The 25653-nt window shown below is 29.2% G+C and carries 25 protein-coding genes, 1 pseudogene and 1 riboswitch; of the genes and pseudogenes, 22 read left to right on the plus strand and 4 right to left on the minus strand.

Annotated elements, in window-relative coordinates; translation table 11 throughout:
• Positions 1-55 precede the first annotated feature (55 nt).
• On the minus strand, positions 56-1288 hold the full coding sequence (gene dcm, locus FNZ64_RS09950; protein ID WP_142414662.1) for a DNA (cytosine-5-)-methyltransferase: 1233 nt from the start codon (positions 1286-1288) through the stop codon (positions 56-58).
• Between the two features lie 430 nt (positions 1289-1718).
• On the opposite strand from dcm, the gene FNZ64_RS09955 reads away from it, so the two are divergent.
• The 21 genes and pseudogenes from FNZ64_RS09955 (at position 1719) to FNZ64_RS10060 (ending at position 21143) form a co-directional block, all read left to right on the plus strand.
• On the plus strand, positions 1719-2075 hold the full coding sequence (locus FNZ64_RS09955) for a hypothetical protein (protein WP_142414663.1): 357 nt from the start codon (positions 1719-1721) through the stop codon (positions 2073-2075).
• Between the two features lie 95 nt (positions 2076-2170).
• A complete protein-coding gene (locus tag FNZ64_RS09960; RefSeq protein ID WP_142414664.1) occupies positions 2171-4390 on the plus strand; it encodes an AAA family ATPase in 2220 nt (739 codons plus the stop codon).
• Positions 4387-4752, plus strand: coding sequence for a hypothetical protein (locus FNZ64_RS09965; protein WP_142414665.1), 366 nt, complete (start codon positions 4387-4389; stop codon positions 4750-4752). Before FNZ64_RS09960 ends, FNZ64_RS09965 begins: the two co-directional genes overlap by 4 nt.
• Before the next feature lie 38 nt (positions 4753-4790).
• Positions 4791-5951, plus strand: coding sequence for a hypothetical protein (locus tag FNZ64_RS09970; protein ID WP_142414666.1), 1161 nt, complete (start codon positions 4791-4793; stop codon positions 5949-5951).
• Positions 5939-6369: pseudogene (locus FNZ64_RS15120) on the plus strand (DUF3990 domain-containing protein). The gene FNZ64_RS09970 and the pseudogene FNZ64_RS15120 overlap by 13 nt, the downstream one beginning before the upstream one ends.
• Entirely contained in the window at positions 6362-6598 is a 237-nt protein-coding gene (locus FNZ64_RS09985) for a hypothetical protein (RefSeq protein ID WP_142414668.1), read from the plus strand. Before FNZ64_RS15120 ends, FNZ64_RS09985 begins: the two are co-directional and overlap by 8 nt.
• Before the next feature lie 119 nt (positions 6599-6717).
• Positions 6718-6892: riboswitch (cobalamin riboswitch) on the plus strand.
• Positions 6893-7057: 165 nt separating this feature from the next.
• Entirely contained in the window at positions 7058-7891 is an 834-nt protein-coding gene (locus FNZ64_RS09990; RefSeq protein WP_142414669.1) for a sirohydrochlorin cobaltochelatase, read from the plus strand.
• Positions 7892-8040: 149 nt separating this feature from the next.
• Positions 8041-9555, plus strand: coding sequence for a cobyric acid synthase (locus tag FNZ64_RS09995; protein ID WP_142414670.1), 1515 nt, complete (start codon positions 8041-8043; stop codon positions 9553-9555).
• Positions 9556-9636: 81 nt separating this feature from the next.
• Entirely contained in the window at positions 9637-10602 is a 966-nt protein-coding gene (gene cbiB / locus FNZ64_RS10000) for an adenosylcobinamide-phosphate synthase CbiB (RefSeq protein ID WP_142414671.1), read from the plus strand.
• Between the two features lies 1 nt (position 10603).
• Entirely contained in the window at positions 10604-11674 is a 1071-nt protein-coding gene (locus FNZ64_RS10005; protein ID WP_423244946.1) for a pyridoxal phosphate-dependent aminotransferase, read from the plus strand.
• Between the two features lie 17 nt (positions 11675-11691).
• Positions 11692-13023, plus strand: coding sequence for a cobyrinic acid a,c-diamide synthase CobB (locus tag FNZ64_RS10010; RefSeq protein WP_142414672.1), 1332 nt, complete (start codon positions 11692-11694; stop codon positions 13021-13023).
• 287 nt (positions 13024-13310) lie between these two features.
• Positions 13311-13937 carry a precorrin-8X methylmutase gene (locus FNZ64_RS10015; protein WP_142414673.1) on the plus strand — a complete coding sequence of 209 codons (627 nt, stop codon included), beginning with the start codon at positions 13311-13313 and terminating at the stop codon, positions 13935-13937.
• A gap of 16 nt (positions 13938-13953) precedes the next feature.
• Positions 13954-15030, plus strand: a complete 1077-nt coding sequence (gene cbiD, locus FNZ64_RS10020) for a cobalt-precorrin-5B (C(1))-methyltransferase CbiD (protein WP_142414674.1) — start codon at positions 13954-13956, stop codon at positions 15028-15030.
• 117 nt (positions 15031-15147) lie between these two features.
• On the plus strand, positions 15148-15768 hold the full coding sequence (gene cbiE / locus FNZ64_RS10025; protein ID WP_142414675.1) for a precorrin-6y C5,15-methyltransferase (decarboxylating) subunit CbiE: 621 nt from the start codon (positions 15148-15150) through the stop codon (positions 15766-15768).
• Between the two features lie 49 nt (positions 15769-15817).
• A complete protein-coding gene (cbiT, locus tag FNZ64_RS10030) occupies positions 15818-16378 on the plus strand; it encodes a precorrin-6Y C5,15-methyltransferase (decarboxylating) subunit CbiT (protein ID WP_142414676.1) in 561 nt (186 codons plus the stop codon).
• A gap of 11 nt (positions 16379-16389) precedes the next feature.
• Positions 16390-17055: a cobalt-factor II C(20)-methyltransferase gene (locus tag FNZ64_RS10035; RefSeq protein ID WP_142414677.1), complete on the plus strand. Its 666-nt coding sequence runs from the start codon at positions 16390-16392 to the stop codon at positions 17053-17055.
• 175 nt (positions 17056-17230) lie between these two features.
• Positions 17231-17983, plus strand: a complete 753-nt coding sequence (gene cobM / locus FNZ64_RS10040; protein ID WP_142414678.1) for a precorrin-4 C(11)-methyltransferase — start codon at positions 17231-17233, stop codon at positions 17981-17983.
• A 12-nt stretch (positions 17984-17995) separates the two neighbouring features.
• Positions 17996-19009, plus strand: a complete 1014-nt coding sequence (cbiG, locus tag FNZ64_RS10045; RefSeq protein ID WP_142414679.1) for a cobalt-precorrin 5A hydrolase — start codon at positions 17996-17998, stop codon at positions 19007-19009.
• 13 nt (positions 19010-19022) lie between these two features.
• Entirely contained in the window at positions 19023-19754 is a 732-nt protein-coding gene (gene cobJ, locus FNZ64_RS10050) for a precorrin-3B C(17)-methyltransferase (RefSeq protein ID WP_142414680.1), read from the plus strand.
• An 86-nt stretch (positions 19755-19840) separates the two neighbouring features.
• A complete protein-coding gene (locus FNZ64_RS10055) occupies positions 19841-20611 on the plus strand; it encodes a cobalt-precorrin-6A reductase (protein ID WP_142414681.1) in 771 nt (256 codons plus the stop codon).
• A 319-nt stretch (positions 20612-20930) separates the two neighbouring features.
• Positions 20931-21143 (plus strand): DUF1450 domain-containing protein, encoded by a 213-nt coding sequence (locus FNZ64_RS10060; RefSeq protein ID WP_142414682.1) that lies wholly within the window; start codon positions 20931-20933, stop codon positions 21141-21143.
• Between the two features lie 134 nt (positions 21144-21277).
• Here the strand turns inward: FNZ64_RS10060 and FNZ64_RS10065 are convergent, their stop codons facing one another.
• From FNZ64_RS10065 to FNZ64_RS10075, 3 genes are read right to left on the minus strand one after another with little or no spacing between them, the layout of a single operon-like run.
• On the minus strand, positions 21278-22438 hold the full coding sequence (locus FNZ64_RS10065; protein ID WP_279233273.1) for a Ger(x)C family spore germination protein: 1161 nt from the start codon (positions 22436-22438) through the stop codon (positions 21278-21280).
• Positions 22425-23510 carry a GerAB/ArcD/ProY family transporter gene (locus tag FNZ64_RS10070; RefSeq protein ID WP_142414684.1) on the minus strand — a complete coding sequence of 362 codons (1086 nt, stop codon included), beginning with the start codon at positions 23508-23510 and terminating at the stop codon, positions 22425-22427. The genes FNZ64_RS10065 and FNZ64_RS10070 overlap by 14 nt, the downstream gene beginning before the upstream one ends.
• Entirely contained in the window at positions 23507-24976 is a 1470-nt protein-coding gene (locus FNZ64_RS10075) for a spore germination protein (RefSeq protein ID WP_142414685.1), read from the minus strand. Before FNZ64_RS10075 ends, FNZ64_RS10070 begins: the two co-directional genes overlap by 4 nt.
• Before the next feature lie 150 nt (positions 24977-25126).
• On the opposite strand from FNZ64_RS10075, the gene FNZ64_RS10080 reads away from it, so the two are divergent.
• The gene (locus tag FNZ64_RS10080) at positions 25127-25642 is read left to right on the plus strand and encodes a cob(I)yrinic acid a,c-diamide adenosyltransferase (protein WP_142414686.1); all 516 of its coding nucleotides are present in this window, start codon (positions 25127-25129) and stop codon (positions 25640-25642) included.
• Positions 25643-25653 lie beyond the last annotated feature (11 nt).

Consider the following 25653-nt stretch of genomic DNA (forward strand, 5'->3'; position numbering starts at 1 on the left):
TATACTATTAATTTTATTTAAAAGAAAATTATTCAAAAGAAAAAGGAAGACTGGTTTAGTCTTCCTTATCTATTATTTCATGAAGTTTGCTTGCCATATGTGTTATTAAGTTAACTACTAGAGCGTTACCCATAGTAAAATATCTAAATGAATGAGTCATTCCTGAGTTAGTCCAGTTATCAGGGAATCCATTTATTCTTTCACATTCAATAGGTGTTAATAATCTTAGTTTTCCTGTTTCTAAATCTCTAACTACATGAGTGCTTCGGTTTTTGCTTCCTTCACTTGTCAACATTGTTCTAGCTGGTTTATCAAGGGGGTCAGGGAAAGAGATTCCTCCCTCTCTAAAAATATATTTATGTCCTGTTTTAGATGTCCTTTCAATAGCTTTAGGACCTTTCATATACTCCCACTTTTTAAAGTCTTCTTCTGATAATATGTATTTTTTATCTACCGATTTTTCTAGTATATCATTAAGTGTTATTGGAGCATGTGTTAAAATCTCATTTGGAGTAGTATTAACCGTATAAATAATACCCTCATTATAATAACCTGAGTTTTCAAATGCAAAAGAAAAAGTATCTGAGATTGCTAGTGTATCAAAATTATAATCCTCTTTTAAATTCACCATTCTAATATTATCAATATCAAAATCTTCAACATTAAAAATTGAGCTGAAGAATCCTTTGTGCTTTAAACATTCATAAGGATTAAGTTTTTTAAAATATGAGCAGTAGTTAGTTGACTCATGACATGCAAAAATAAAGGTTCTTCTTCTTCTTTGCTGGAAGCCATAATCAGCAGCATTAATAACCCTCCACTCAACATTGTAACCAAGATTAGCAAGGCAGTTAATTATAATACCGAAATCTCTACCACGTTGTTTTACTGGGGATTTAAGTAACCTATCAACATTTTCTAAAAGAATAAAAGAAGGTCTTTTACCTTCAACAATTCTTTCGATTTCCCACCAAAGCACGCCCTTTTTACCTTGAATCCCTTTTGCTTTAGTACTTGCAACAGAATAATCTTGACATGGAAAACCACCCACTAAAACTGAGTGTTCAGGTATGTAATCTAAAGGTACTTGAGAAATATCTGTATTACTATATTCATTTATGCCACCAAAATCATTAAAATGACTTTTATAACATTCAAAAGCATGTTGAACCTTTTTGCTAGGTTCCCATTGATTTGCCCAAACAGTTTTCCATTCATGTGAGTCTTTTTCAAATCCAACTCTGAATCCACCAACTCCAGCAAACAATTCGCAAATAGTCTTATCCATAGTTTTCTCCTCCTTGGTTCACATAAGTATTATACTATATTTTTTTAAGTATTGGAAGATCGATGAGACAAAAATTAAATAATTTAAAGCAAAATTAATAAATGTGATAAAATTATATGAAATAATTAGGGGCTAAGCCACAAAAGAATTAAAATAGGATATAATGGTATATATAATATTGATTGAGATATGTATAATTTAAAATATTATACATCAATAGTATTAACTAAATTATTTTTATATAATCTCTAATTAATAGGGTTTATACAACTACAATTTATTATAGTATACCCAAGTTTGACAGGCATACAGAAAAGATAGGAAGTGTGTATTCTAAAGTTTAGAATATAAATAGACTTTATTAATTTTTGATTATATAAATTATTACATTAGATTTAATTAAAAATAATAGATATGGGGAGAGAGAAATATGAAGATTACTATGGAGATGAGCACAGTTGCTTATGAAGTAGCAAAAAAGGTTTATTCAGGGCAATTGACGGGGAAAGAGGGGAAGACAGAGATAAATAAAATAACTGGCATGAATGAGGGATCTGCACAAGCTTTTATTACTATATTTTTATCTATGATGAGTGGTGAAGAATATAAAAGAGCATTTAACAATCATACAAATAAGTTTTTATTAGAAAATATAAGAAAAGATTATGGGGAGGAATATTTTAATAAAGCTTTAGACGCAGTTCAAAAACATATAAAGTACTATTCTACACTAGGAAAAGGAAATTTAACAGGATCACAAGCTATTGTAAATGAGATGAGAAGTTAAATATAAAATAAAAACCCATAGATTTCATTTATTTATTTTTGCATAAAAATTGATAAAGAATGATATAAGTAAATTTAATGTAAGGGAGTAGTCCAATGAGTAGCTTAGCATATATACATATAAAAAAATTAGAAAAAAATGATATAAAAATTGAAAATGTTTCTATGAATTTTGATCATATTTGGAATTTTAAATATAACAGTCATAAATTATCAATTGAGGAAAAAGAATGTGAACAATATTTTACGTTTAGTCAAGAACGTGAAATAGATATTAATGCACTAATTGGTGAAAATGGAGCAGGTAAAAGTACCATTTTAAATCTTATAAAACAATTATTTTTTGGTAATACATTAATCGATTATCAAAATTCAATTGAAGATGAAATAGTAATTGTTATAAAGGATAAAACCGATTGTTATAATGTATTTGCACCACAAAATCCACTGAATCCCCCCCCTTCAGGCATTGAAATTAAGTATATAGATAAAGTATACGTAAATTCAGAAAAGTGGTTTAAAAATAATGATAAAGTAGGTTTAAATGACACTGATTTTGTGTATTTTTCAAATATCTTTAGCCATGAAAGTGATGATTTATTAAGATGGACAGCATCAGAATATAATGAACGATTACATGATATATCTATAGCAAACTATTTAAAAAAAGATAGTGAAAAATCAGTACAAACTTTCTACAATGTAGATAGTCGCTTTTATAAGTTATATGAAGTAATGAATATAACTAGAATATTTGAATTTTTGATTGATGATAAAAACAAAAGTTTTATAGAAAAAATACTTAATAAGGACTTTAATAAAACAAATATAAAATTATTTGTTACTCCAATTTATGATGCATTTAAAGTTAAAGAGAGTTTAAAACCGTATGGAGTTTATATAACAGTTAAAGCTAAAAAATTAATTGATAAAGTTAATAATATACATAATCAGTGTAAAAAAGATGGGTGTTTCCCTAAAAATGATCTATTTATTATTAATATTTTCAATAATAGTTTATATGCTATTTTGAGGTCAATTAATAAATATAAGGGAAAATTTTTTGAGAAAAATCAGGGATGGAAAAATAATATTAATATTGAAAGTGAAGAGCAAGAAAAAATGCTTAATTTAGCTTATGAGTATTATGGTGATGAAATGAACTATCAGCTAAAAGAATGTTATAGCAATATAAACATTAAAATAGGTGATAGCAAAGATTTTTCTCATATTATGAAAAGATTTTTTTATAATTTCATAGAAAAACTGCAGGAAAAATTAACTGATAGTGAGGAAGAAAAACAACTTAAAGAAATATTTGAAAGTATTTACAAGGTGTTTTCAGGGCTTATTGAATTAGGTGAAAATTCAGGGTATCTATATATGGATTCTACTGGAATAGATGTTAATGTTATTGCAAATAAAGATAAATTACAAGAATTATTTTCAAACTATATAACAGTTGAGGAAATGCAAAGATTTATTATATTAAAGTTAGGCTTTTCTTCTGGAGAAGAAGCTCTATTAAATATATTTTCTAGATTTTACGAGTTAGAAAAAAATAAAATAAAAAAAGAAGATTTAATTATATTGCTTGATGAACCTGAGTTATACTTACATCCAGAATGGCAAAGAAAACTAATATTTATGTTGATAAAATATTTTGAAAACAAAGAAATTTATAAGAATAAAAATATACAAGTAATATTAACATCCAATACGCCTTATGTTATATCAGATATTCCTAGGGATAAAATACATTATATATGCAGTAAAAAATGTAATCATTATAATATTATAAATAATACAGTTGGAATAAAAATTGAACAAACCTTCGCAGCTAATATACATGCGTTATTAACGAATTCCTTCTTTATGAGTAATACGGTTGGAGAGTTTGCTAAAAATAAAATTAGCACTGTAATAAAAGAATTAGAGAACTTGAGAATAAATATAAAAAAATGTGTAAATCAAAAATTAGAAATAGTAATTGATAAAGAAACTTGTGCCATAAATGAGGAATTTTATAGTCAGTTAAAGAAAAAGAAATTTAAATGTGAGTCTAAAGTTGAAGTTTGTAATTATTATGAGAACTTAAAAAAGTTACTTGACAAGGTAGATAATGAATATAGTTTCTTTATAGATATTATTGGAGAACGTATAGTAAGAAAAGTAGTTAAAGATTTATTAGATGATATACTTTATACTAGTGATAATTTAAGAATTTATCAAAGGAAAAGTATTGAGGATAAAATAAAATATCATAAAGATATGTTGAAAGAGTTGGAAAGAAAAAAGGAAGGTAACTCTTTATGATAAAGATAAATTTAAATTCAGAAAAAAAGAAAAAAATTGAAGAGTATCATTTGCAGTATGCTAATCAATATATAAAACCGAATTTACAAAAAAAAATAAAGGAATCAGAAAAAAACCGAAAAATATGTGATTTTTATAAAAAATTAAATTGTGAATTTGAAAATATTATTATAGGAGAACCTAGTGTATTACGGGGGTTAGTTGAATATACTGAAGAATATAGTTGTGAAAATAACTTATATTCGTTTTACAATGAAGCTTTAACAGAGCTATATATACAGTCTATAAATAAAAACGAAGTAATAAATTATATAGAAAAAAAATCGGAAAACATAGTAAAAGTGATAAAAAAAGTGAACTAATAGATTTTAAAAAAAGTTTAGAAAAAAACTATGATACATTGAATGAAAATAATGATGAAGATTTAAAAAGAGTAAAAGATAAACTGAAAAAAGAATATAGAAAACATTTTGATGAAGAGATTACGGAAATTTTCAATTATTCATCATTTAATAATAAGAAATTAGAAGGAAAATTTGCTGTAGAGAAAATTGTTGATAAAATTAATGAAAAAATTAGAAGTGTTAAGTTACCAGAAAAAAAACAACAGTGCTTAGAAGAAATGATAGTTTTTATATCACGATATATTGATGAGAATAAAAATGAATTAAGTGAAGATAAGATTGATAAAATTAAAAATCTTGAAAATTATATTAAAAATATTAGTGTACAATATAAGATTGGATATATAAGAGAATTGCTATATAAAAAAATTGATGAGTTATTTAGTGTGAAAAACTGGGGGGCGTATCCTCTATTAAGACAAATAGATATTAAAGTATGTCCATATTGTAATAGGCAATACATATCCATTGATGAATGTGAGATAAATAAATCTAGTAGCAAAGCTAAAGAGATTAGAGGGAAAACAAGACCGGAGTTAGATCATTTTTTATCCAAAAGTAAATTTCCTTTTTATTCAATGTCTTTATATAATTTAATACCCTCTTGTCATGTATGTAATTCTAATTTAAAAAGTGATGTAAACTTTATTAAAACAAATGAACAAGATCAAATAAATAAAGATTATATAGAAGCACTAAATCCTTATGAAGATGGGTTTAATGAAAATTATCTTTTTTCAATAAACCCTAATAATGATAAAGATAATAACTATGATTTTTTATTTGAAAATTCATTAGCTTTTAATATAGGATTTAAGAAACATGTTTGTGATAGTAAAGGTGCAGAATCAATCGATAAGCAGTTAAAGATAATCAAAAGGGCAGAAGGTAACGAAAATATATTTCATTTGGAATCATTATATAATAAGAATCATAAGGATATTGTTTATGAACTAATACAAATAGCAAAAATATATAATGAAGAATATTTAGATGAACTTTTAAAAAATTATTCCCATATATTTAGCAGTAAAAAAGATATCATGAGAATGGTATTATCTAATTATATAGATGAAAAAGATCTTGATAAACGAGTCATGGGAAAATTAGTACATGATATAGCAAAACAACTAGGTTTATTAGAATATTTGGAGTAGGATTTTATACTACAAGTAATAAGGAGCAGGCTACTCTTTGGGCAAAAAAAGTAAGTGTAAGAAACAATACAGATAAAAAAATTTTATCAATATACGATTTTGATATAGAAAAAGCAAAGCAAGAACTTAAAATAATAGAGTTTCAATATGCTGATGAAAATTGGTTAGATTTTATAACAGCAAACAGGAGAGGGAAAAACTCAAAGAGGAATATGATATAGTAATTGGCCCTGTAGCTGATGATAATGTTTATCTTTCAGTAAAACTTTTTGAAACTGGCGTACTAAATAAAGATGAAGCTCTAAAAAGATTAAAGATAGAAAAACTATTTAATCAGATACTTTTTCACAGTGAAAAATCCTTAAAGTTTTGTTCTTTTGATTGTTATAAAGATTTGGGAGGAGAAAATAATGGATAAAAATAAATTTGATGCAGTATTCCCAATAATATCAGCTGCTCTTGCAGAGAAAATTTCTGTAGAATTAAACTTATCATATGAAAATGCTATTATAAAATTATATTCATCTCATTTATATGAAATGTTAGAACTAGAAGAAACAAAGCTTTGGCAATATAGTACAGAAAAACTTTTTGAAATGTTTTTGGGAGAAATAAAAAATGGAGAGATAACATTTCCACAAGTATAAGGTAGGTGAGGCATAGTGAATAAGATTATAAAACATTGACACTATCTTCATATTAGTATAAACTTAATATATAAAATTTTTATGCTTTGTGCGAAATTTGTAGAAATTTCTGTTTTAAAATTTAATAAGTTGTTTTAGGTGCCTTTTATAGGTGAAAAGGGAATGTGGTGTAATTCCATAACAGCCCCCGCTACTGTAAATGATGACAAACCTTGCAAAACCACTCAATGACGAGGAAGGGCAAGGGGAGGAGGAATCATAAGTCAGGAGACCTGCCTAAAGCTTTAGATTCAGGGCATTCGGAGGGAAATGCAAATCTAAAATATGAAATGTTAAATTGTTTTAAAAGGCATAACATATTGAAGGATACTCTCGGCTCTAGGGCCGAGTTTTTTTGTTTAAATTGGAGAAAGCTATTTAAGTAAGATTTAAAATATAATTTTTAAGGAGGGCTTTTCTTTGAAAAAGGCTATTTTAGTTGTAAGCTTTGGAACTAGTTATGAAGAAACTAGAAAAGTAACCATTGAGGCAATTGAGGATAAGGTTAAAGAAACTTACAAGGATTATGAGGTAAGACGTGCATTTACTTCTCATATTATAATTAGAAAGCTTAAGAAGGTTTATAATATGCATGTAGATACTCCAGAGGAAGCACTTGAAAGGCTTAAAAATGAAGGCTTTGAAGAAGTTATATTACAGCCACTTCATTTGATACCTGGTTTGGAGTTTGATTATATAAAAAAGATATTAACTCATGGATATAAAAATTCCTTTAAGAAAGTTGAAATTGGAAGACCGCTTTTATATTTTAAGGGAGAGGAAGAAGGTCATCCAGATGACTATGGTTTAATGGCTAAGGCTGTTAAGGAGCAAATAAAAGAAGGGGAAAATGTGCTTTTTATGGGACATGGTACTCCTCACTATGCTAATGCTGTTTATGCTTGTTTTCAATGCGTGCTTCAGGATGAAGGGATGAAGAATGTTTATATGGCTAATGTTGAAGGCTATCCTTACATTGATAATGCTGTAAAAAGAATTAAAGAAGATAATGTTAAAGAGATTACTCTAATGCCTTTTATGCTAGTTGCAGGGGATCATGCTCAAAATGATATGGCTGGGGATGAAGAGGATTCCTTTAAATCAATTTTAGAGGCAGAGGGTATAAAGGTTAATGTTTATATGCATGGCCTTGGAGAAAATAAGAAGGTTCAAGAGCTATATATTCAGCATTTAGAAGATGCCATAGAAGGTAGATATAAAGAAATCGGGAAAAATAAAAAAGGAATGAAATAAGGTTAAGTTCTAAAATAAAGATATAAAACACAGATATGAAAGAAAATTATAAAATCAAATTATGAAATTAAATTATGAAGGAAAATTATAAAATCAAATTGTAAAATAGAATTAAAGTATAAAATAGAATTAAATCAGGAGATGAAAGTATGGCAAGAATAATGTTTCAAGGTACTGGTTCTTCAGTAGGAAAGAGTATTTTAGTCACAGCTCTTTGTAGGATTTTAAAGCAAGATGGTTACAAGGTTGTACCTTTTAAGTCACAAAATATGAGCTTAAACTCTTATATAACCCTAGATGGAAAGGAAATGGGAAGAGCTCAAGTGCTTCAAGCTTATGCAGCTGGTATGGAGCCTGAAGCTTTTATGAATCCTATTTTACTTAAGCCTACAGGGGATAAAAATTGTCAGGTTATAGTTAATGGTAAGGTTCATTGCAATTGTACTGCTATGGAATATCATAAGATGAAACCTGAATTTAGTGAGATGTTAAAGAAGCAGTTTGAAGACATGGAAAAGGATTATGATGTAGTTGTAATGGAGGGTGCTGGTAGCCCTGCTGAAATAAACTTAAGGGAAAATGACATTGTAAACATGGGTATGGCAGAACTTGTGGATGCACCTGTGGTTTTAATTGGTGATATAGATAAGGGTGGAGTTTTTGCATCTCTTGCTGGAACCATGCTTTTATTTAATGAAGAGGAAAAACAAAGGGTTAAGGGAACTATTATAAATAAGTTTAGAGGAGATGTGGAGATTTTAAAACCAGGCCTTGAAATGCTTGAAGATATTATAAAAATTCCAACCTTAGGAGTAGTGCCTTATTTCCGTTTAGCACTAGAGGATGAGGATGGAGCTGTTAGTTTAAATAAAAAGATTACAGCACCTATTGATGTTGCTGCTATAAGGCTTCCTCATGTATCTAATTTTACGGATTTAGATGCACTAAAAACTGAAGAAGATGTATCTGTTAGATTTGTTGAAAGTAGAGAGGAACTTGGGGACCCTGATTTAGTTGTAATTCTTGGAAGTAAAAATACTATCGAAGATTTAAATGCCATAAGAGAAAGTGGCTTAGAAGAAAAAATTAAAGAGTATGCTAATAAGGGCGGCATGATAATTGGTATCTGTGGTGGATATCAAATGCTTGGAAAGACTTTAAAAGATCCTTATCACACAGAATCTTCTATTGAAGAAATCCAAGGTATGGGGCTTTTAGATATAGAAACTGTTTTTGAAAAGGAAAAAGTAACTACTAGAGTTAAGGCTACAAACAAAGATTCTTATGGTTCTTCTTCTATATTTAATGGTTTTAAAGGTGAAGTATATGGCTATGAAATTCATATGGGAATTTGCAAGTATGGAAATAATGCCTCTCCACTATTTAATATCTATGAGAGAAATGGTGAACTTACACAATGTGGAGATGGAGCTGTAGACTCTACTGGAAACATTATGGGAACTTATATCCATGGAATTTTTGATGGAGTAAGTTTTAGAGAGCACATAGTAAATCTTTTAAGAGAAAAGAAGAACTTAGAACTTAAGAAGTCTGAGATATATGAGAATATAAGAGAAAGAGAACTTGATAAACTTGCAGATTTAGTTAGAAGCTCTTTAGATATGGATAAAATATATGAGATTATAGAACAAAGTAAAAAATAGAAGAAAAAATATAATATATATAGTAAGAAATTATACAAAAGAGCAAAAAAATAGAGTTGAAAATAAGGAAGTCGATAAAATATGCTATATGCTTTAGACATTGTTTTAGCAGTTATTATTGATTGGATTGTGGGAGATCCTTATGGGTTTCCTCATCCAGTTATATATATAGGTAAGCTTATATCATACCTTCATAAAAAAGGAAAATCACTATGTAAGAGTAATAAGGGGCTAAAGGCTTTTGGTGGTCTTATTGTACTTATAGTAAGTGCTACTAGCTTTTTAATTCCCTTTTTATTACTTTATTTTACAAGAAATATGATCTTAATTCATCATATACTAAATATTTTTATACTTTGGACTACTATTGCTTGTAAATGTCTAAAGAATGAAGCTAAAAAGGTTTATTATGAACTTGAAAAAAATGATTTAAAAGAAGCTAGGGTTAAGCTTTCTTATATAGTTGGAAGAGAAACTTCAGAGCTTAAGGAAGAGGAAGTTGTAAGGGCCGATGTGGAGACTGTAGCTGAAAATTCAGCAGATGGCGTTATAGCTCCCATATTCTATGCCATGGTTTTTGGACCTTATGGTGCTGCTTTTGCCATGATGTATAAAGGGATTAATACCATGGATTCTATGCTTGGCTATCTTACTGAGAAATATAAATATATAGGCTTCTTTCCAGCAAAGGTGGATGATGTATTTAATTTTATTCCAGCTAGAATAACAGGGGTTTTAATAGCCCTATGTGCACCTATAGTTAAAGGTAATATTCTTTACAGTTTAAAGATTATGTACCGTGATAGAAAAAATCATAAAAGCCCAAATTGTGCTTATCCAGAGGGAGCTGCAGCTGGTGCTATGAGAGTTCAACTAGGTGGCACTAACACTTATTTTGGTGAAGTTATATATAAACCTACCATAGGAGATAAGATAAGAGAGCTTTCAAAGGATAATATAGTAGAGTGTATAAAGCTAATGTATGCATCAGAAGCACTATTGGTTTTAATTTATTTACTCGTAGTTTTTATATGGAGGTGCAGATAAGATGATACATGGCGGAGATGTATATACTCATGGATTTTTAGAGGGAAGAGAAATTATAGATTTTAGTTCTAATATAAATCCCTTTGGAGTTCCAAAGAGTTTTTTAGAACATTTAAATGAAGGTGTGGAAGCCTTAGTTCGTTATCCAGATATTAAGTATAGAAGGCTTCGAGAGTCTCTTTCAAAATATTTAAATGTAGATAAGGATAAAATACTTCTAGGAAATGGTGCAGCAGAACTTTTAGATCTTGCTATAAGCTCTTTAAAATCTACTACGCTATTAGTCCCTTCCTTTGCAGAATATGAGCTTAGCTGCAAAAAGTGGGGTGTAGATTTAAATTATGTTTATTTTAAGGAAGAGTTTCTTTGTGAGGATAAATCCTACGAATTTAGTGTAGATTATAAAAAAGTTTTAGATTCTTTTAAGAATACAGAGGGACTTATTATTGCAAATCCTAATAATCCTAATGGTTCAATCTTAGATAAAAACCTATTTAAAGAGATTTTAGATTATGCAGAGGAAAATCATAAGATTATTTTAATAGATGAAGCTTTTATAGAGTTTACAGGAGATAAAGAGAATAGTTTATGTTCTTTAATAGAAAAATATAAATGTCTTTTTATAGTTAGAGCCTTAACTAAGTTTTTTGGTATGCCAGGCATAAGGCTTGGGTATGCAGTAACTTCTAATGAGAATTTTAAAAATAAATTAGAGGAGAAACAAAATCCTTGGAATATAAATTCCTTTGCTGAAATTGCAGGAACTTTTGCCATATGGGATAAGGACTATATAGAAAAGTCTTTAAAATGGGCAGAATGTGAAAAAACTTATATGGATAAAGCTTTAAAGGAAATAGATTATATAGAAAAAGTTTATAAAACCCATGGAAATTTTGTTTTAGTTAAGTTAAAAGCTTTAAGCTGCGAAGAATTATATGAAAAAATGCTTGAGAAAAATATATTAATTAGAAGAGCAAATAATTATAAGGGATTAGACGATTATTATGTTAGGTTTGCAATTAAGGATAGATATAATAATGAAATTTTAATTAATGCCTTAAATTCACTTTAAAAATAGGAGGAGTCTAAATGAGGGCAATAGTTCTTTCATCTAATAGTAGTGGTGGAGGAAAAACCACCTTAACTTTAGGACTTTTAAAAGCCTTAAAAAATAGAAAATATAAGGTTCAAGGATATAAAGTGGGACCTGACTACATTGATCCTGCTTTTCATAGTAAAATAACTGGAATCCCATCAAGAAATTTAGATATATTTTTAATGGGAGAGCAGGGGATTAAAAGTAGTTTTTCAAGGGGACATGGAGAATTAGGTGTAGTTGAAGGAGTTATGGGTTTTTATGATGGTAAGGGAATTGACACTAGTTACTCTACTTATGAAGTTGCAAAAACTTTAAACTTGCCAACGGTTTTAGTTATATCACCTAAGGCTCAAGTTGCTACTTTATGTGCAGAACTAAATGGAATTTGTAATTTTAAAGATGCAGACATTAGAGGAGTAATATTAAATAATATAAGTGAAAGCTATTATGCTCTTTTAAAAGAGGCTATAGAAGCAAACTGCAATCTTAAGGTTTTTGGATATCTTCCTAAAAATCAAGAGTTAAAGCTTGAAAGTAGACATTTAGGCCTAGTTCAAAGTAGTGAAATTGAAGATTTAGAAGAAAAAATAGGACTTTGTGCAAAACTTTTAGAGGAAAATGTAGATATAGACTCTCTTCTAGAAGAGTTTAAGGAAACTGAAACTTATACAGATGATTTTCATATAGAAAATAAAAACTTAAAAATTGCTGTTGCCTATGATAAGGCTTTTAGCTTTTATTATAGAGAAAATATAGAACTTTTAGAAGAGGCAGGGGAAGTGATTTATTTTAGTCCCCTAAAGGATAAAGCTCTTCCAGAAAATATAGATTTTCTATATCTAGGTGGAGGGTATCCAGAGGTTTTTTATGATGAATTAGCTAAAAATACTTCTATGCTAAATTCTATTAAAAAATCCCTAGATTCTGGACTTAGATCTTATGCAGAATGTGGGGGAATGATGTATCTTACAAAGTGCATATTTAAAGATGAAAATGGGGAAGAGGAAAAACTTCCAGTGGTGAATTTCTTTAGTGGAAATTCATATATGACAAAAAGACTTCAAAACTTTGGATATGCCACAATTGAAATTGAGGAAGAAAACAACATACTACCTAAGGGGCTTAAGATAAACTGCCATGAATTTCATAAGTCTTATGTAGATAATCCTGAAAAGACTATATATAAAGTTAAAAAAGAAAGTTTTAATGGAAAAGAAAAGACATGGAATTGTGGTTATGTAAAAAATAATACCCTAGGTGCATATGCTCACATACATTTCTTTGGAAATATTGAATTTTTAAATAATTTGCTTTCAAAGTAGATTATTGTAACATTAAAATTTGTTAGAGGGTTTTGTCCATATGATGGTTATGTAATCACATATGAACAGGCTTTTAGAATTTCATTGTTTCTGTAGTAAATATTACGTTAAAAAGTTTTAATGTCTGAGCAAAGCGAGTTTTAAAACTTTAGTAATATTTACGGAAGAAATAATAGAAATTGTAAGCGTAGTGAATCAGTGATGAAGTGGCTTTCATATGGACATTTTCTCTAACATAGTTTAGTATGAAAATTTTAGGTTAAACAGTTATAAAAGGAGAGAAAAGCATGGATTATATAAAGGTTCCAATGGATATAGAAAAGAGAAGTTTTGAAATAATTGGAGAGGAAATGGGTCCTCATAATTTTGATGAGAGAGAACTTTCAATTATTAAAAGAGTAATTCATACTACTGCAGATTTTCAATATAAAGATATAACTTACATTAGAGAAGGGGCTATTGATAGTGCTCTTGAGACTTTAAAAAAGGGTGTTACAATTTACACAGATACAAAAATGGCTCTATCTGGTATAAACAAGAAGGCCTTAGAGCAGCTTAATTGTAAGGTTGTATGTTATGTAAGTGAACCAGAAGTTGCAGCTATTGCAAAAGAAAGAGGAATAACTCGTTCTATGGCTGCAGTTGAAAAAGCAGTTTCTGATGGTGTTGAAATCTTTGTTTTTGGAAATGCTCCAACGGCTTTATTTAGGTTAAAAGAACTTATAGAAGAAGGAAAGGCAAATCCAAGTTTTGTAGTAGGAGCTCCAATTGGTTTTGTAGGTGCTGCTGAATCTAAAGAAGAATTTGAGAAGGTTTCAATGCCTATGATTACTGTAAGAGGTAGAAAAGGTGGAAGTACTGTAGCTGCTGCAATTATAAATGCTTTAATGTACATGATAGTTAAAAGAGATTAGTCTTTAGGAGAAAAACATGTTAGATTTATATGTTTATAGTGATGGAAAGAAATTAAGATGTGGTTATACTACAGGTTCTTGCAGTGCCGCAGCTGCTAAGGCAGCAACGTATATGTTATATACTGGGGAGTCCTTAGAGGAAGTTTCTATAGATACACCAAAGGGCATAAGACTTACAATTCCCCTATATAAGATTAATCGTGAAGAGAATTTTGTGGAGTGCTGTGTTATAAAAGATGGTGGAGATGACCCTGATATGACTCATGGCCTTGAAATTTGGGCAAGAGCTGAAAAAAAGGATTCCGGTTATACTTTAAAAGGTGGAAAAGGTGTAGGCATGGTCATGGGAGAAGGCTTGTATGTTAAAAAGGGTGAATGGGCAATTAATCCTGTGCCAAGGCAGATGATAGAAAAAGAGGTTTTAGAAGTTTTACCAGAGCATAAGGGAGTAGAAATAACCATATTTGTTCCAAGGGGAGAGGAAATTGCTAAAAAGACCTTTAACCCTAGACTAAATATAATAGGTGGTATTTCTATATTAGGTACCACAGGCATTGTAACTCCTATGTCAGAAGAAGCTTTAAAGGATTCTGTAAAACTTGAAATGAACCAAAAATTTGCATCTGGAGTAAAGGAGCCTGTCCTTGTCTTTGGTAACATGGGAGAAGACATGTGCAAAGAGTTAAATGTGGATATAAATACTGTAGTTACCATGTCTAACTATGTAGGCTTTGCTCTTGAATGTGCAGGTAACTTAGGTATTAAAAAGATAACCATGGTAGGGCATATAGGAAAGATAAGCAAGATTTCTGCAGGGTGTTTCCAAACTCATAGTAGAGTGTCTGATGTAAGGCTTGAAGTTTTAGCCTTAGAACTTGCCTTAGTAGGTGCTCCTACAGAGTTAGTAAGAAGAGTTTACGAGGAAAAAACCACAGAAGGTGCTATTAAGATAATTCCAGAGGAATACAATATAATTTATAAAAATATTGGTGAGAAGATTAAAAATAGAATTAAAATCTATAGCCATGATGAAATAGAGGCAGAAGTAGCTATTTACTCCATGGAAAAAGGGATTTTATATAAATCATTTTAATCTCATAAATGAGTTATATTTATCTTAGTAGTAGATAAATTTACTTTTAAGAAGTTATTTTAATTATAGATTAATATTTAATTTTTTATAGTATAGAAGATTAAAGGAGTTTTAAAAATGAAAGAAAAAACTCAGATATATGTAATAGGATTAGGACCTGGTCATTCTGACTATATCCTACCAAAGGCTCTTAAGACTTTACATGAAGTTTCTGCTGTGGTTGGCTTTAGCCGTGCCATGGAGAGTATAGACTTTGTAGATAATAAGAAAATTATAATAAAGTCCTTAAAAGAATTAAAGGAACTTAGTGAAGAAGAAAAATATGATTCTTTAGGTGTAATAGCTTCTGGCGATCCTTGTTATTATGGTATAACAAATTATATTAAAAATAATATATCAGAAGAATTAAAGGTAGTTCCAGGATTAAGTTCTTTTCAATATTTAAGTTCAAGGCTTGCACTACCTTGGCAAGAAGCTTATGTTGGTAGTATGCATGGAAGAGAAGAGGACTTTTGTGAAAAAGTAAAAGAATATAACTTGAGTTTTTGGTTAGTTGATAAAAAATGGACTCCTGAAGCCCTTTGTGAAAAGCTTTATAAAGAGGGCATTAAGGGAACTGCTTATGTTGGTGAGAATTTATCCTACGAACATGAGAAGATTTTCAGAGGAACTATAGAAGAGGCTTCTAAGGGTAACTTTAATGATCTTAGTGTTCTTGTAATTGAGAGATATGAATAATATAAGATTTAATAAAGCTTACATATAAAAAGTGAGGAGACATATCTATATGAAATATATAAGAGATGAAGAATTTATTCGTGGGGATTGTCCCATGACTAAAGAAGAAATAAGAATTTTAAGTATTTCTAAAATGGAATTAAAAGAGGATTCTAAGGTTTTAGATGTTGGGGCTGGTACTGGTTCTGTAACAGTTCAAGCAGCTAAGATTTGTCATAAGGGTAGTGTTATTGGCATAGAAAAAGATCCAGCAGCCTTAGAGACTATTTATAAAAATATAGAAAAATTTCAGGCTAATAATTTAAAGGTTCTAGAAGGAACTGCCATGGAGCATATGAAAGATATGAAGGAAGAGTTTGATTCAATTTTCATAGGTGGAAGTAGCGGAGAACTTCGAGATATTATAGAGGAAGCTTATAGAATGCTTAAGGATTCTGGAGTTATGGTTTTAAACTTTATAACTTTAAATAATGTTTATACGGCTATGGAAAAGTTAAAGGAATTAAAATGCAAGGTGGAATGCATTCAAGTGGGTATAAGTAAGACTAGAGGTCAAAGTTATATGTTAACCGCTTTAAATCCAATTTTTATTGTAAGAGCTGAAAAATAAGGAGGAGAATTATGGCAACTTTATACGGAATAGGTGTTGGGCCAGGAGATAAGGAATTACTTACTATTAAAGCTGTAAATGTATTAAAGAAGGTAGATGTGGTAATAGTACCGACTGCCATGGCTGGTGGAAAAAGCATAGCTTATGAAACAGCAGAGGAGTATATTCCAAAGGATACTGAAGTGGTGTTTAAGCATTTCCCAATGGGTGGAGAAGATAGAGAAGAGAAAATATTAGATGCTTATGTAGAGGTTGAAAAGTATATAGAAGATGGTAAGGATGTAGCATTTTTAACCATAGGAGATCCTTTTGTTTATAGTACCTATGTTTATCTTTTAGAACATGCAAAGGGAAGAGGATTTAATGTGGAGACAGTACCTGGTATTACTTCTTTCTGTGCTTCAGCATCTATAGTTGGTCAAGAATTAGTAATTGGAGATGAACCACTTTTAATTCTACCTGCAACTAGATTAGATTCAGTTAAGGATGAAAAATTCCTTGTTATAATGAAGGTTTATAAAATAGAAGAACAGGTTATAAACTTCCTAGAAGAAAGAGGATTTAAGTATGTCCTTGTAAAAAGAGCAGGAAGAGAAGGACAGGAAGTTTTAAGAACTAGAGAAGAAATTATAAGTTCAAGAGAATATATGAGTCTTATTATTGCAAAACGTGATTAATCTTTAAATAATCTTTTACTATAAAGTGGATTAAATTTAGAGATACTTATTTTAGAGATACTTATTGAAAAATTTAATTTGAACATACAAAACTTTAAATTATAAATTAAGTCTTCACCCTTAAGAAAATAAGTGGAGAGGCATGGATAAATTTTAAAATTATAGGAGGAAAACTATGATATATTTTATTGGAGCAGGACCAGGAGATGTAGATTTAATAACTGTAAAGGGAAGAGATACTTTAGCTAAGGCTGATATTGTTATATATGCAGGGTCACTAGTTAGCCCAGAACATTTAGCATTCTGCAAAGAGGGAGTTGAAAAGTACAACTCAGCTTCTATGAATTTAGATGAAGTTATAGAAGTTATGTTAAGAGGAGAAAAGGAAGGAAAAACTACAGTAAGACTTCATACTGGAGACCCTTCAATTTATGGTGCTATAAAAGAGCAAATGGATGAACTTGATAAACATGGAGATATAAAATATGAGGTTATTCCAGGTGTAAGTTCATGTACAGCAGCAGCTGCAGCTATTAAAAAGGAGTTTACTCTACCATCTGTAACTCAAACTCTTATATTAACAAGAGTTGAAGGTAGAACTCCAGTACCTGAAACTGAAGACCTTGAAAATTTAGCTAGAATTGGAGCTTCCATGGCTATATTCTTATCTATTAGCATGATAGAAAAAGTTGTGGCTAAATTAAGAAAGGGATATGGAAGAAATGTTCCTATAGCTATTGTTGAAAGAGCTACTTGGGAAGATCAAAGAGTAATTTATGGAACTCTAGATGATATAGCTGAAAAAGTTAAAGAGGCTGGAATTACTAAATGTGCTCAAATCTTAGTTGGTGACTTTATAGATTGTGATTATGAAAAGAGCAAATTATACGATAAAAGCTTTACTCATATGTTTAGAGAAGGAAAATAATGAGGAAGATTCATGATTAATGAAAATAAAAAAGAATTTTTAGCCATAATTTGTGTTACAGAAGAAGGGCACAGGATTAGTGAAAATATAAAGAAAACATATAATGCTCATGTTTATAGAAGAGAGGAAGTTAAAAAATTAGGCATAAAGGAAGTTACAAAAATAGCTTTTGAGAGCTACAATTTTATAATATTTATATCTTCTACAGGCATAGCAGTAAGAAGTATTGCACCTTACGTAAAGAGTAAAACTGAGGACCCAGGTATCTTAGTTATAGATAATAGCTCAAATTATGTAATTTCTCTTTTAAGTGGCCACATTGGTGGGGCAAATGAACTTACAGAGAGTATAGCTAAAATTTTAAATGCAAAAGCCATAATAACTACAGCTACAGATAATTTAGGTTTAGAAGCTCCTGATATGGTAGCTAAGAAAAATAATTTAGTTATAGATAATATGAAGATTTGTAAGGATGTAGCCGCATTTTTAGTTCATGGTTATGATGTAGGTTTTTTATATGAAGAAGGCTTAATAGATGTACCAAAGGGGTATATACCTTATAATCATAATACTAGAGATAAGGTTAAGGCTTTAATATTAGTAACTAATAAAGATAAGGTAGAGGATTATGGAATACCAGCTTTAAAGCTAATAAAGAAAAACATAGTTTTAGGAATTGGATGTAAAAAAGATTACCCGGAAAATAAAATGATGGAAAAGACTTTTGAAATTTTAAGGGTATACAACATAGATAAAAGGGCTATAAAAGCTATTGGAACTGCATGGGTAAAAGCAGAAGAGAGGGCTATTATAACTCTTAGTAAAAATTTAAATTGCGAAATGAGGACTTTTACAAAAGAGGAAATACAAAGGGTTCATTTAAATTATAAAGGCTCTGACTTTGTGGAAAAGAATATAGGGGTTCGTGCTGTATGCGAGCCTTCTGTGGAGCTTTTAGGCGGGAATATGATAACTGATAAATTATCTTTAGATGGTATGACCTTATGTATTGGAGTTTTAAATTGAAAGGAGTAAATTTATGAAAAAACTATATGTTATAGGAATTGGACCAGGTGGATTAGATCACTTAACTATAAAAGCTAAGAAAGCTATAGAAGAAAGTGAAATTATAGTAGGATATACAAAGTATATAGATATGATAAAACCTCTTTTAGAGGGAAAAGAAGTCTTTGCAACAGGAATGAAAGGCGAAGAAGAAAGATGTAAAAAAGCTATAGAACTTGCAGAGGATAAGATAGTATCTGTAGTTAGCACAGGAGATTCAGGAATTTATGGTATGGCAGGATTAATTCTTCAACTTAAAAATGAAGCAGAAGTTGAAGTTATTCCAGGAGTTACAGCATCTTCTGCAGCAGCTTCTGTATTAGGAGCTCCACTTATGCATGATAACTGTAATATAAGCTTAAGTGACCTTATGACTCCTTATGAACTAATTAAAAAGAGAGTAGAAAATGCAACAGATGCTGATTTTGTAATTTCTCTATATAACCCTAAGAGCAAGGGAAGACCTCATTATTTAGCAGAGTGCTTAGATATAGTTAAAAAATATAGAGAAGGCAATACTCCAATAGGTGTAGTTAGAAACGCCTTAAGAGAGGGACAAGAAATCAACATATTTACTCTAGATAATTTTGATCCTGAAGTTGTAGATATGTTTTCTATAGTAATAATAGGAAATAGTCAAAGTTATATAGAAAATGGAAGAATCATAACTCCAAGAGGATATAAAGTAAACAATAAAGCAGAATAGACTATTCTAAAATAACTTGCAAAGAAATAGCATTTACTTAATTTGCTATGAATTTGCAAGTTATTGTTTAAAGAGGAGGAAATTTTATGATAGGTTTAATTTTAGGTACTTCAGAAGGTAAGAAAATACTATCCTTATTAAATGAATTTACAGAAGATATTTTTGTATCTACAGCTACAGAATATGGTGGAGAATTACTTAAGAATTATAAGCATAAAGTTTTAAATACTACTCCTATGGACTATGATAAAATGGTAGAAACCATAAAAAAATATAATATTACTACTTTTGTAGATGGCTCTCATCCATATGCACTAGTTGTTACAGAGAACTTAAAAAAAGCATGTAATGATACAGGCATAACTTATTTAAGATATGAAAGACCTTCTGTGGTAGAGCCTTATGAAAAGTATGAGGATGTAATTGTTACAGAAGGTTATGAAGAGCTTGCACTAGTTTTAAAATATGTAACTGGAAACATATTAAATACTACAGGAAGTAGAAATATTAAAAGGGTACTTGAGTTAAATTTAGAAAATAGAATAATCCATAGGGTACTTCCAACTCTTAAAGTTATGCAGGAATTAGATGAGCTTAAAATAATGCCAGAGGATATTGTAGCTATAAAAGGGCCTATTAGCTATGAGCTTAATAAGGCTTTTATAGAAGAACATGATGCCAAAGCCATTCTTATGAAAGATAGTGGAGTACAAGGTGGTACAGAGGAAAAGCTAAGAGCTGCATTAGATAGTGGAATTAAAGCAGTTGTAATAGGAAGAAAAAAAATAAAAGAAGAGGACAATAATATATTTTACTCAGTAGAAGAAGTTGTTTCATATATAAGAGAAAACAACTAGCTAGAGAGATAATTCATAAACCTCTAAGTAATAAAGTTTTTTATACAATAAGAGAAAATATCTGCTAGATTATAATTATAAGGCTTATTGAAATTCTTAGGATATGTTATAATTTTCATAATGATACTGTATAATATAATATATAGTTAACTTCAAATTAGTAAGCTAGTTTTCAAAGAAGTTATAATTGTAGTTTAAATATAAAGTTTTTATATTTAAATATTAAAACAGCTATGTATAAAAATTAATTAAGTAGTAATAATCTCCATATTTTTAGTAGGAGACTAAGTTTAAAGAAAGTAAAAAGGGGTTATGAGATATGCAAGTGAGTTTTTGCAAAGAAAATACAGCAGTAATAGAAGTTTATGAAATGATACAAAAATATCATCCAGAATATAAGGTTACATGGAATAAATGCATTGGTGAGTGCTCAAAATGTAGTTATAAGTATATAGCAAGAGTTGAGGGGAAGTTTATAGAAGGAGATACTGCGGATCAATTATATGACAAAATAGTAAAATTTTTTGCTTAAATAAAGCTTTTCTCTAATGTGAAGAATGTTTTTATATAAAGAATATTCAACTATATTATAAATTAAAGTATTAATATCCCTTAAGGTAGGTTTTAAATTACTTTAAGGGATATTTTTTAGTCAATAACTTAGATTTAGTATTTATTATCTGCTTCATAAATATCTGTTTTTCTACCTGGATAAATTATTGTGGTATCTACAGTTATATTTATCTTAGCATTTTCAAGGTGTTCTACACTATCAGAACCACTATCTCTTCCATACTTTGCAAGAGCGTATTTTCCAAGATCAAGTATATCGCATTTAAGGTTTTCTTGGATTTTCTTAACCAAGTCCTCTAAATCTTTTTTCACAAGCTTATTTATAGCATTTTCTATATTAGCACTAGACTTTAAATTATAAGAACTATTTTCTAAGGTATTTAAAGTAAGAATTCCATTTAGTCCAACTTTTATATTGTATATTAGGGTGTCATCTTTTTTATCTACTTTAATCTTAACTTTATTCTTAGCTGTAAAATCAATAAACTCATTGTCCTTATCACCTACAATATGTATGTATCCTGTTTTACCACTATTTCTAATCAAATTTATTAAACGAGCTTCTTCTAAATTAGCTTTATATATAAGTTTATCATCCTTAAATAATGCAAGGCCTGCAAGAACTGGTTTTTGTTCCTTTATATCTATTAAGGGTAAAACTATTTCTCTTCCATTCTGATAGTACATTTTTAAAACTTCAACAATTTCATATTTATCACAGTAAAAGTTAGCTTCATCAGCAAAGGAAAATATATTAAAAAAGTCTTCAGATAAAGTAGCGGCATGGGGCTTAAGTTTATTATATTCTTCTGTAGATTTAACTCCAATACCAACAAAAGCTCTTTCATTTTTCTCATCATCTCTAAGAAAGGAATCTAATATATCTTTAATACCATCCTTTGCCTTAGCCTCTGTTATTATATACACTAATTCATCTCCAAGAACTCTACTTTTAGAAACTTCTGCATGTGATTTATTGAAAGCTTCATATATGGACAGTGAAGAGCCATTCACATATTGAGGCTTAATAGATTTATCATTTTCATCATAAGATAAAATTTCAGAGGTTATAAGGTTTTTCTTTGGATTATCCTTATCTTTGTCAAAAAGTATTCCTGTAACTATGGATAATTTTTCAAGAGGATAAGAATTATAACATCCAGAAAAAACTAAAGGGGTCAAAGCAATAATTATAGTTAGTGATATCTTTTTTTTATATTTTTTTAGTATTAGATATATTTTAATTTTTTTCACCTTCTTTAAAATAGTATTTTATCATGGATATAAGCAAAGATAATAGGGTTAAAAGATAAAATACTAGATTTAATATATTTGAGAGTGGTAATAAAAACTCAATTCGAAAATTATCATAAAAAAATGATATTATAGCCAGTATAAAAGTAAATGGAAGCACTGTAAAATACATTTTTTTAGGAGTAAAGTTTTTAAAAAATCTATTTATTACATAATACATTTCATATTGCTGTATAGCAGAAGTAGATAAAATTGTAAAGCTCCAAGATATCATGAATAATTCTTTTAAATCAGAAAATAAAGGAATATATAGAAGTTCAAAAAAAATTATAATAGGAAATATAAGTTTACTTGTAAGCTCATATCCTAAAAAGAGGATAGTAGAAAAAACACTTATAGCATATACAATTGCTATAATTCCAATAGCTTTTACACTTGCTTTTAAGGTTTCATTTTCATTTTCTACTAAGTAGATTATAAAAAAAGCTGTTTCAGCTCCACTAAAAGCTAAATAACTTTTAGGAAAGGATTGAAAAATTTTTTTATAAGAAGATATTATAGGCAGAACATTGGTAATATTACCTTTAAAGCTTAATAAACTTGGTATAAGTAAAACTGGTATAGCAAATAAAATAACAAATCTACAAAGTCTACTTATAGTTGTAATATTATTACTTACAACAAAAGTAGAAAGTACACATATAACTCCAATTATTATATATGTAGGCATATATCTAGCTATGGACATTTGTATTAATAAGGTAAATCTAAATATAACTAAAATATTTTGTATTAAGGCATAAAAAAAGAAAAAGCATAGTACAATCTTTCCTATTAGTTTTCCATATAAATAATTTAGTAAACTTAGAAAATCTTTAGCTTCTGTTATTTTATATATAAAATAAATTGCTACTAAAGCAAATAGGGAGGGTAAGGTACCTAAGAAAACAGATATCCAAGCACTTTGTTCTGAGATAGATGCAAGTTCAGAAGCTAAAGAGAGTATTCCTACACCTAAAAATGAATTTATTATAATAGCAGTATATTGCTTAGTACTCATTTTATTTTTCAACTATTCTTACTCCTTTTTAATTTACTAAATATTGTAGGCGTTCTATTTATCTTTTTTATATTTGCTCTTATTAATGAATCTTTTAATCCATCTAATTTAACTGGGGATAGTGGAGATAAATAGGGTATACTCAAGGATTCTTTAGTCATTAGAGTTATAAAAAATACAAATAATCCTGATATAATTCCTAATAAACCTAAAAGTTTTGCTAAAATTATCATAGGAAATCTAAATAGTCTAATAGAAGTAGACATAACATAATTTGGTATTAAAAATGTACAGATTACTCCTATAGAAATTACAACAAGTGTGGTTTGGCTTACTATACCAGCTCTGGTAGCTGCATCTCCTAAAATAATACCACCTACAATCCCCAAGGTTTGCCCAATAGGTTTTGGAAGTCTGATTCCACCTTCCCTCAGCATTTCTATAAGTATCTCCATTATTAATACTTCTACAAAAGGGCTAAAAGGTATACCACTTCTAGAAATAATCAAGACTTTAATCAAGGGCATTGGAAGCAATTCTACATTATATTCTAATAAAGCTACATATAAAGGTGAAAGAGTTATTAAAACTAAAGCTGCAAGAATTCTTAGAAGTCTATCAAAACTGCCTAGAATGCTGTTATTAGTATAATCTTCAAAAGTTTGAAAGAATTCTAAAAAAGTTGAAGGTACCACAAGGGCATGTGGAAAACCATTGACCATAATAGCAGCTTTCCCTTGAAGCATATCTGTTATAACTTTATCTGGCAGTTCTGTCATTTTACAAAGAGGAAAAAGTTTGAATTTCTCATTAAAAATATATTCTGCAATATAACCAACACCACCTATATATGGAGCATCGATGGTTTTTAATTTTTCTCTAAGGGAATTTAAAATTTTTTTATCTATAATACCATCTATATAAAGCAAGGCTACATCCGTATTAGTATCTCTACCTAAAACAAATTTTTCTACAGTGAAATTATTATTGCTCATCTTTTGATTAACTAGGGTTAAATTCATATCAAGGTTTTCGATAAAGGCATCTTTTCCGCCAAGTATAGAGAGTTCAGTATCTGAACTTTGAATACTTCTATGTAACTGTCCTGAGGTTGAACATATTATAACTTCACTACAATTAGGCAGTAATATAATAGTCTTACCTCTATTTAATTCAAGGCTTATGGTCTTAAGTGAGTTTTCTAAAGAAATATCATAAGAACTAATATATTTCTTTATTAGGTAGTTAGGAAGATCTGAAATTGTAGTAAGATCTTCCTTGACTTTAAAAAGCAGTGGATAAATTATAGTTTGTTCTATATAATCTTGGTTAGCTATACCCCCTATAAAGAGTATTTTAACCTGTAAGTTTCCTTTAAGTAATATTTCTCTTTCTCTAAGACTATCATTATTACTTGAATAAGCTTTAATAAGTTCTAAGTTTTCATTAAAATTATTAGTTAAAATATCGATATTCATAGCACCATCCTATAACATTTTATATTTAAATTCTTAACGTATAGATAAAAATTTATACATGATACATAAGATTTAATATAAAAGTGTTTTTGAATATTTAAAATTGTGTTATTATATTGTATGGATACTATTAATATAAGGAGTAATTATATGGGGAAATCATATGTTCATGTTTACACAGGAGACGGAAAGGGGAAGACAACAGCAGCCTTTGGTTTAGCATTAAGAGCAGCTTTAGCTGGTAAACCAGTATACATAGGACAGTTTATAAAGGGAATGAAGTATAGTGAAGTAGGTATAGAGGATATATTAGAAAACATAACTATAGAACAATTTGGACAAGGATGTTTTATTAATAGAGAGCCTACAAATAAAGACGTAGAAATGGGAAAAGAAGCACTTTTAAAATGTGAAGAAATTTTAAAGGGAGGTAAGTATGAAGTTGTTATTTTAGATGAGATAAATATTGCACTATACTTTAAACTTTTTACAGTAGAAGAGGTCTTAAATATTTTAAAAAAAAGAGATCCAGGTGTGGAAGTTATATTAACTGGAAGATATGCACCGAACAAGCTAATTGAGTTTGCAGATTTAGTTACTGAGATGAAAGAAATTAAGCACTACTACACTAAAGGGGTACTTTCAAGAGAAGGCATTGATGTGTAAGAAGAAAAATG

This window comes from Hathewaya massiliensis, assembly GCF_902143515.1.
GTDB lineage: Bacteria > Bacillota > Clostridia > Clostridiales > Clostridiaceae > Hathewaya > Hathewaya massiliensis.

What these genes read in the sequence shown, in the direction of transcription:
- FNZ64_RS09965 (WP_142414665.1), top strand. Translation starts at nt 4,387, where the DNA reads ATGATAAAGATAAATTTAAATTCAGAAAAAAAGAAAAAAATTGAAGAG.
- FNZ64_RS10010 (WP_142414672.1), top strand. Translation starts at nt 11,692, where the DNA reads ATGAGGGCAATAGTTCTTTCATCTAATAGTAGTGGTGGAGGAAAAACC.
- FNZ64_RS10035 (WP_142414677.1), top strand. Translation starts at nt 16,390, where the DNA reads ATGGCAACTTTATACGGAATAGGTGTTGGGCCAGGAGATAAGGAATTA.
- FNZ64_RS10075 (WP_142414685.1), bottom strand. Translation starts at nt 24,976, where the DNA reads ATGAATATCGATATTTTAACTAATAATTTTAATGAAAACTTAGAACTT.
- dcm (WP_142414662.1), bottom strand. Translation starts at nt 1,288, where the DNA reads ATGGATAAGACTATTTGCGAATTGTTTGCTGGAGTTGGTGGATTCAGA.
- cbiE (WP_142414675.1), top strand. Translation starts at nt 15,148, where the DNA reads ATGAAAGAAAAAACTCAGATATATGTAATAGGATTAGGACCTGGTCAT.
- FNZ64_RS10060 (WP_142414682.1), top strand. Translation starts at nt 20,931, where the DNA reads ATGCAAGTGAGTTTTTGCAAAGAAAATACAGCAGTAATAGAAGTTTAT.
- FNZ64_RS09955 (WP_142414663.1), top strand. Translation starts at nt 1,719, where the DNA reads ATGAAGATTACTATGGAGATGAGCACAGTTGCTTATGAAGTAGCAAAA.
- FNZ64_RS10005 (WP_423244946.1), top strand. Translation starts at nt 10,604, where the DNA reads ATGATACATGGCGGAGATGTATATACTCATGGATTTTTAGAGGGAAGA.
- FNZ64_RS10055 (WP_142414681.1), top strand. Translation starts at nt 19,841, where the DNA reads ATGATAGGTTTAATTTTAGGTACTTCAGAAGGTAAGAAAATACTATCC.
- FNZ64_RS09985 (WP_142414668.1), top strand. Translation starts at nt 6,362, where the DNA reads ATGGATAAAAATAAATTTGATGCAGTATTCCCAATAATATCAGCTGCT.
- cbiT (WP_142414676.1), top strand. Translation starts at nt 15,818, where the DNA reads ATGAAATATATAAGAGATGAAGAATTTATTCGTGGGGATTGTCCCATG.
- cobJ (WP_142414680.1), top strand. Translation starts at nt 19,023, where the DNA reads ATGAAAAAACTATATGTTATAGGAATTGGACCAGGTGGATTAGATCAC.
- cobM (WP_142414678.1), top strand. Translation starts at nt 17,231, where the DNA reads ATGATATATTTTATTGGAGCAGGACCAGGAGATGTAGATTTAATAACT.
- FNZ64_RS10015 (WP_142414673.1), top strand. Translation starts at nt 13,311, where the DNA reads ATGGATTATATAAAGGTTCCAATGGATATAGAAAAGAGAAGTTTTGAA.
- FNZ64_RS09960 (WP_142414664.1), top strand. Translation starts at nt 2,171, where the DNA reads ATGAGTAGCTTAGCATATATACATATAAAAAAATTAGAAAAAAATGAT.
- cbiD (WP_142414674.1), top strand. Translation starts at nt 13,954, where the DNA reads ATGTTAGATTTATATGTTTATAGTGATGGAAAGAAATTAAGATGTGGT.
- FNZ64_RS10080 (WP_142414686.1), top strand. Translation starts at nt 25,127, where the DNA reads ATGGGGAAATCATATGTTCATGTTTACACAGGAGACGGAAAGGGGAAG.
- cbiG (WP_142414679.1), top strand. Translation starts at nt 17,996, where the DNA reads ATGATTAATGAAAATAAAAAAGAATTTTTAGCCATAATTTGTGTTACA.
- FNZ64_RS09995 (WP_142414670.1), top strand. Translation starts at nt 8,041, where the DNA reads ATGGCAAGAATAATGTTTCAAGGTACTGGTTCTTCAGTAGGAAAGAGT.
- cbiB (WP_142414671.1), top strand. Translation starts at nt 9,637, where the DNA reads ATGCTATATGCTTTAGACATTGTTTTAGCAGTTATTATTGATTGGATT.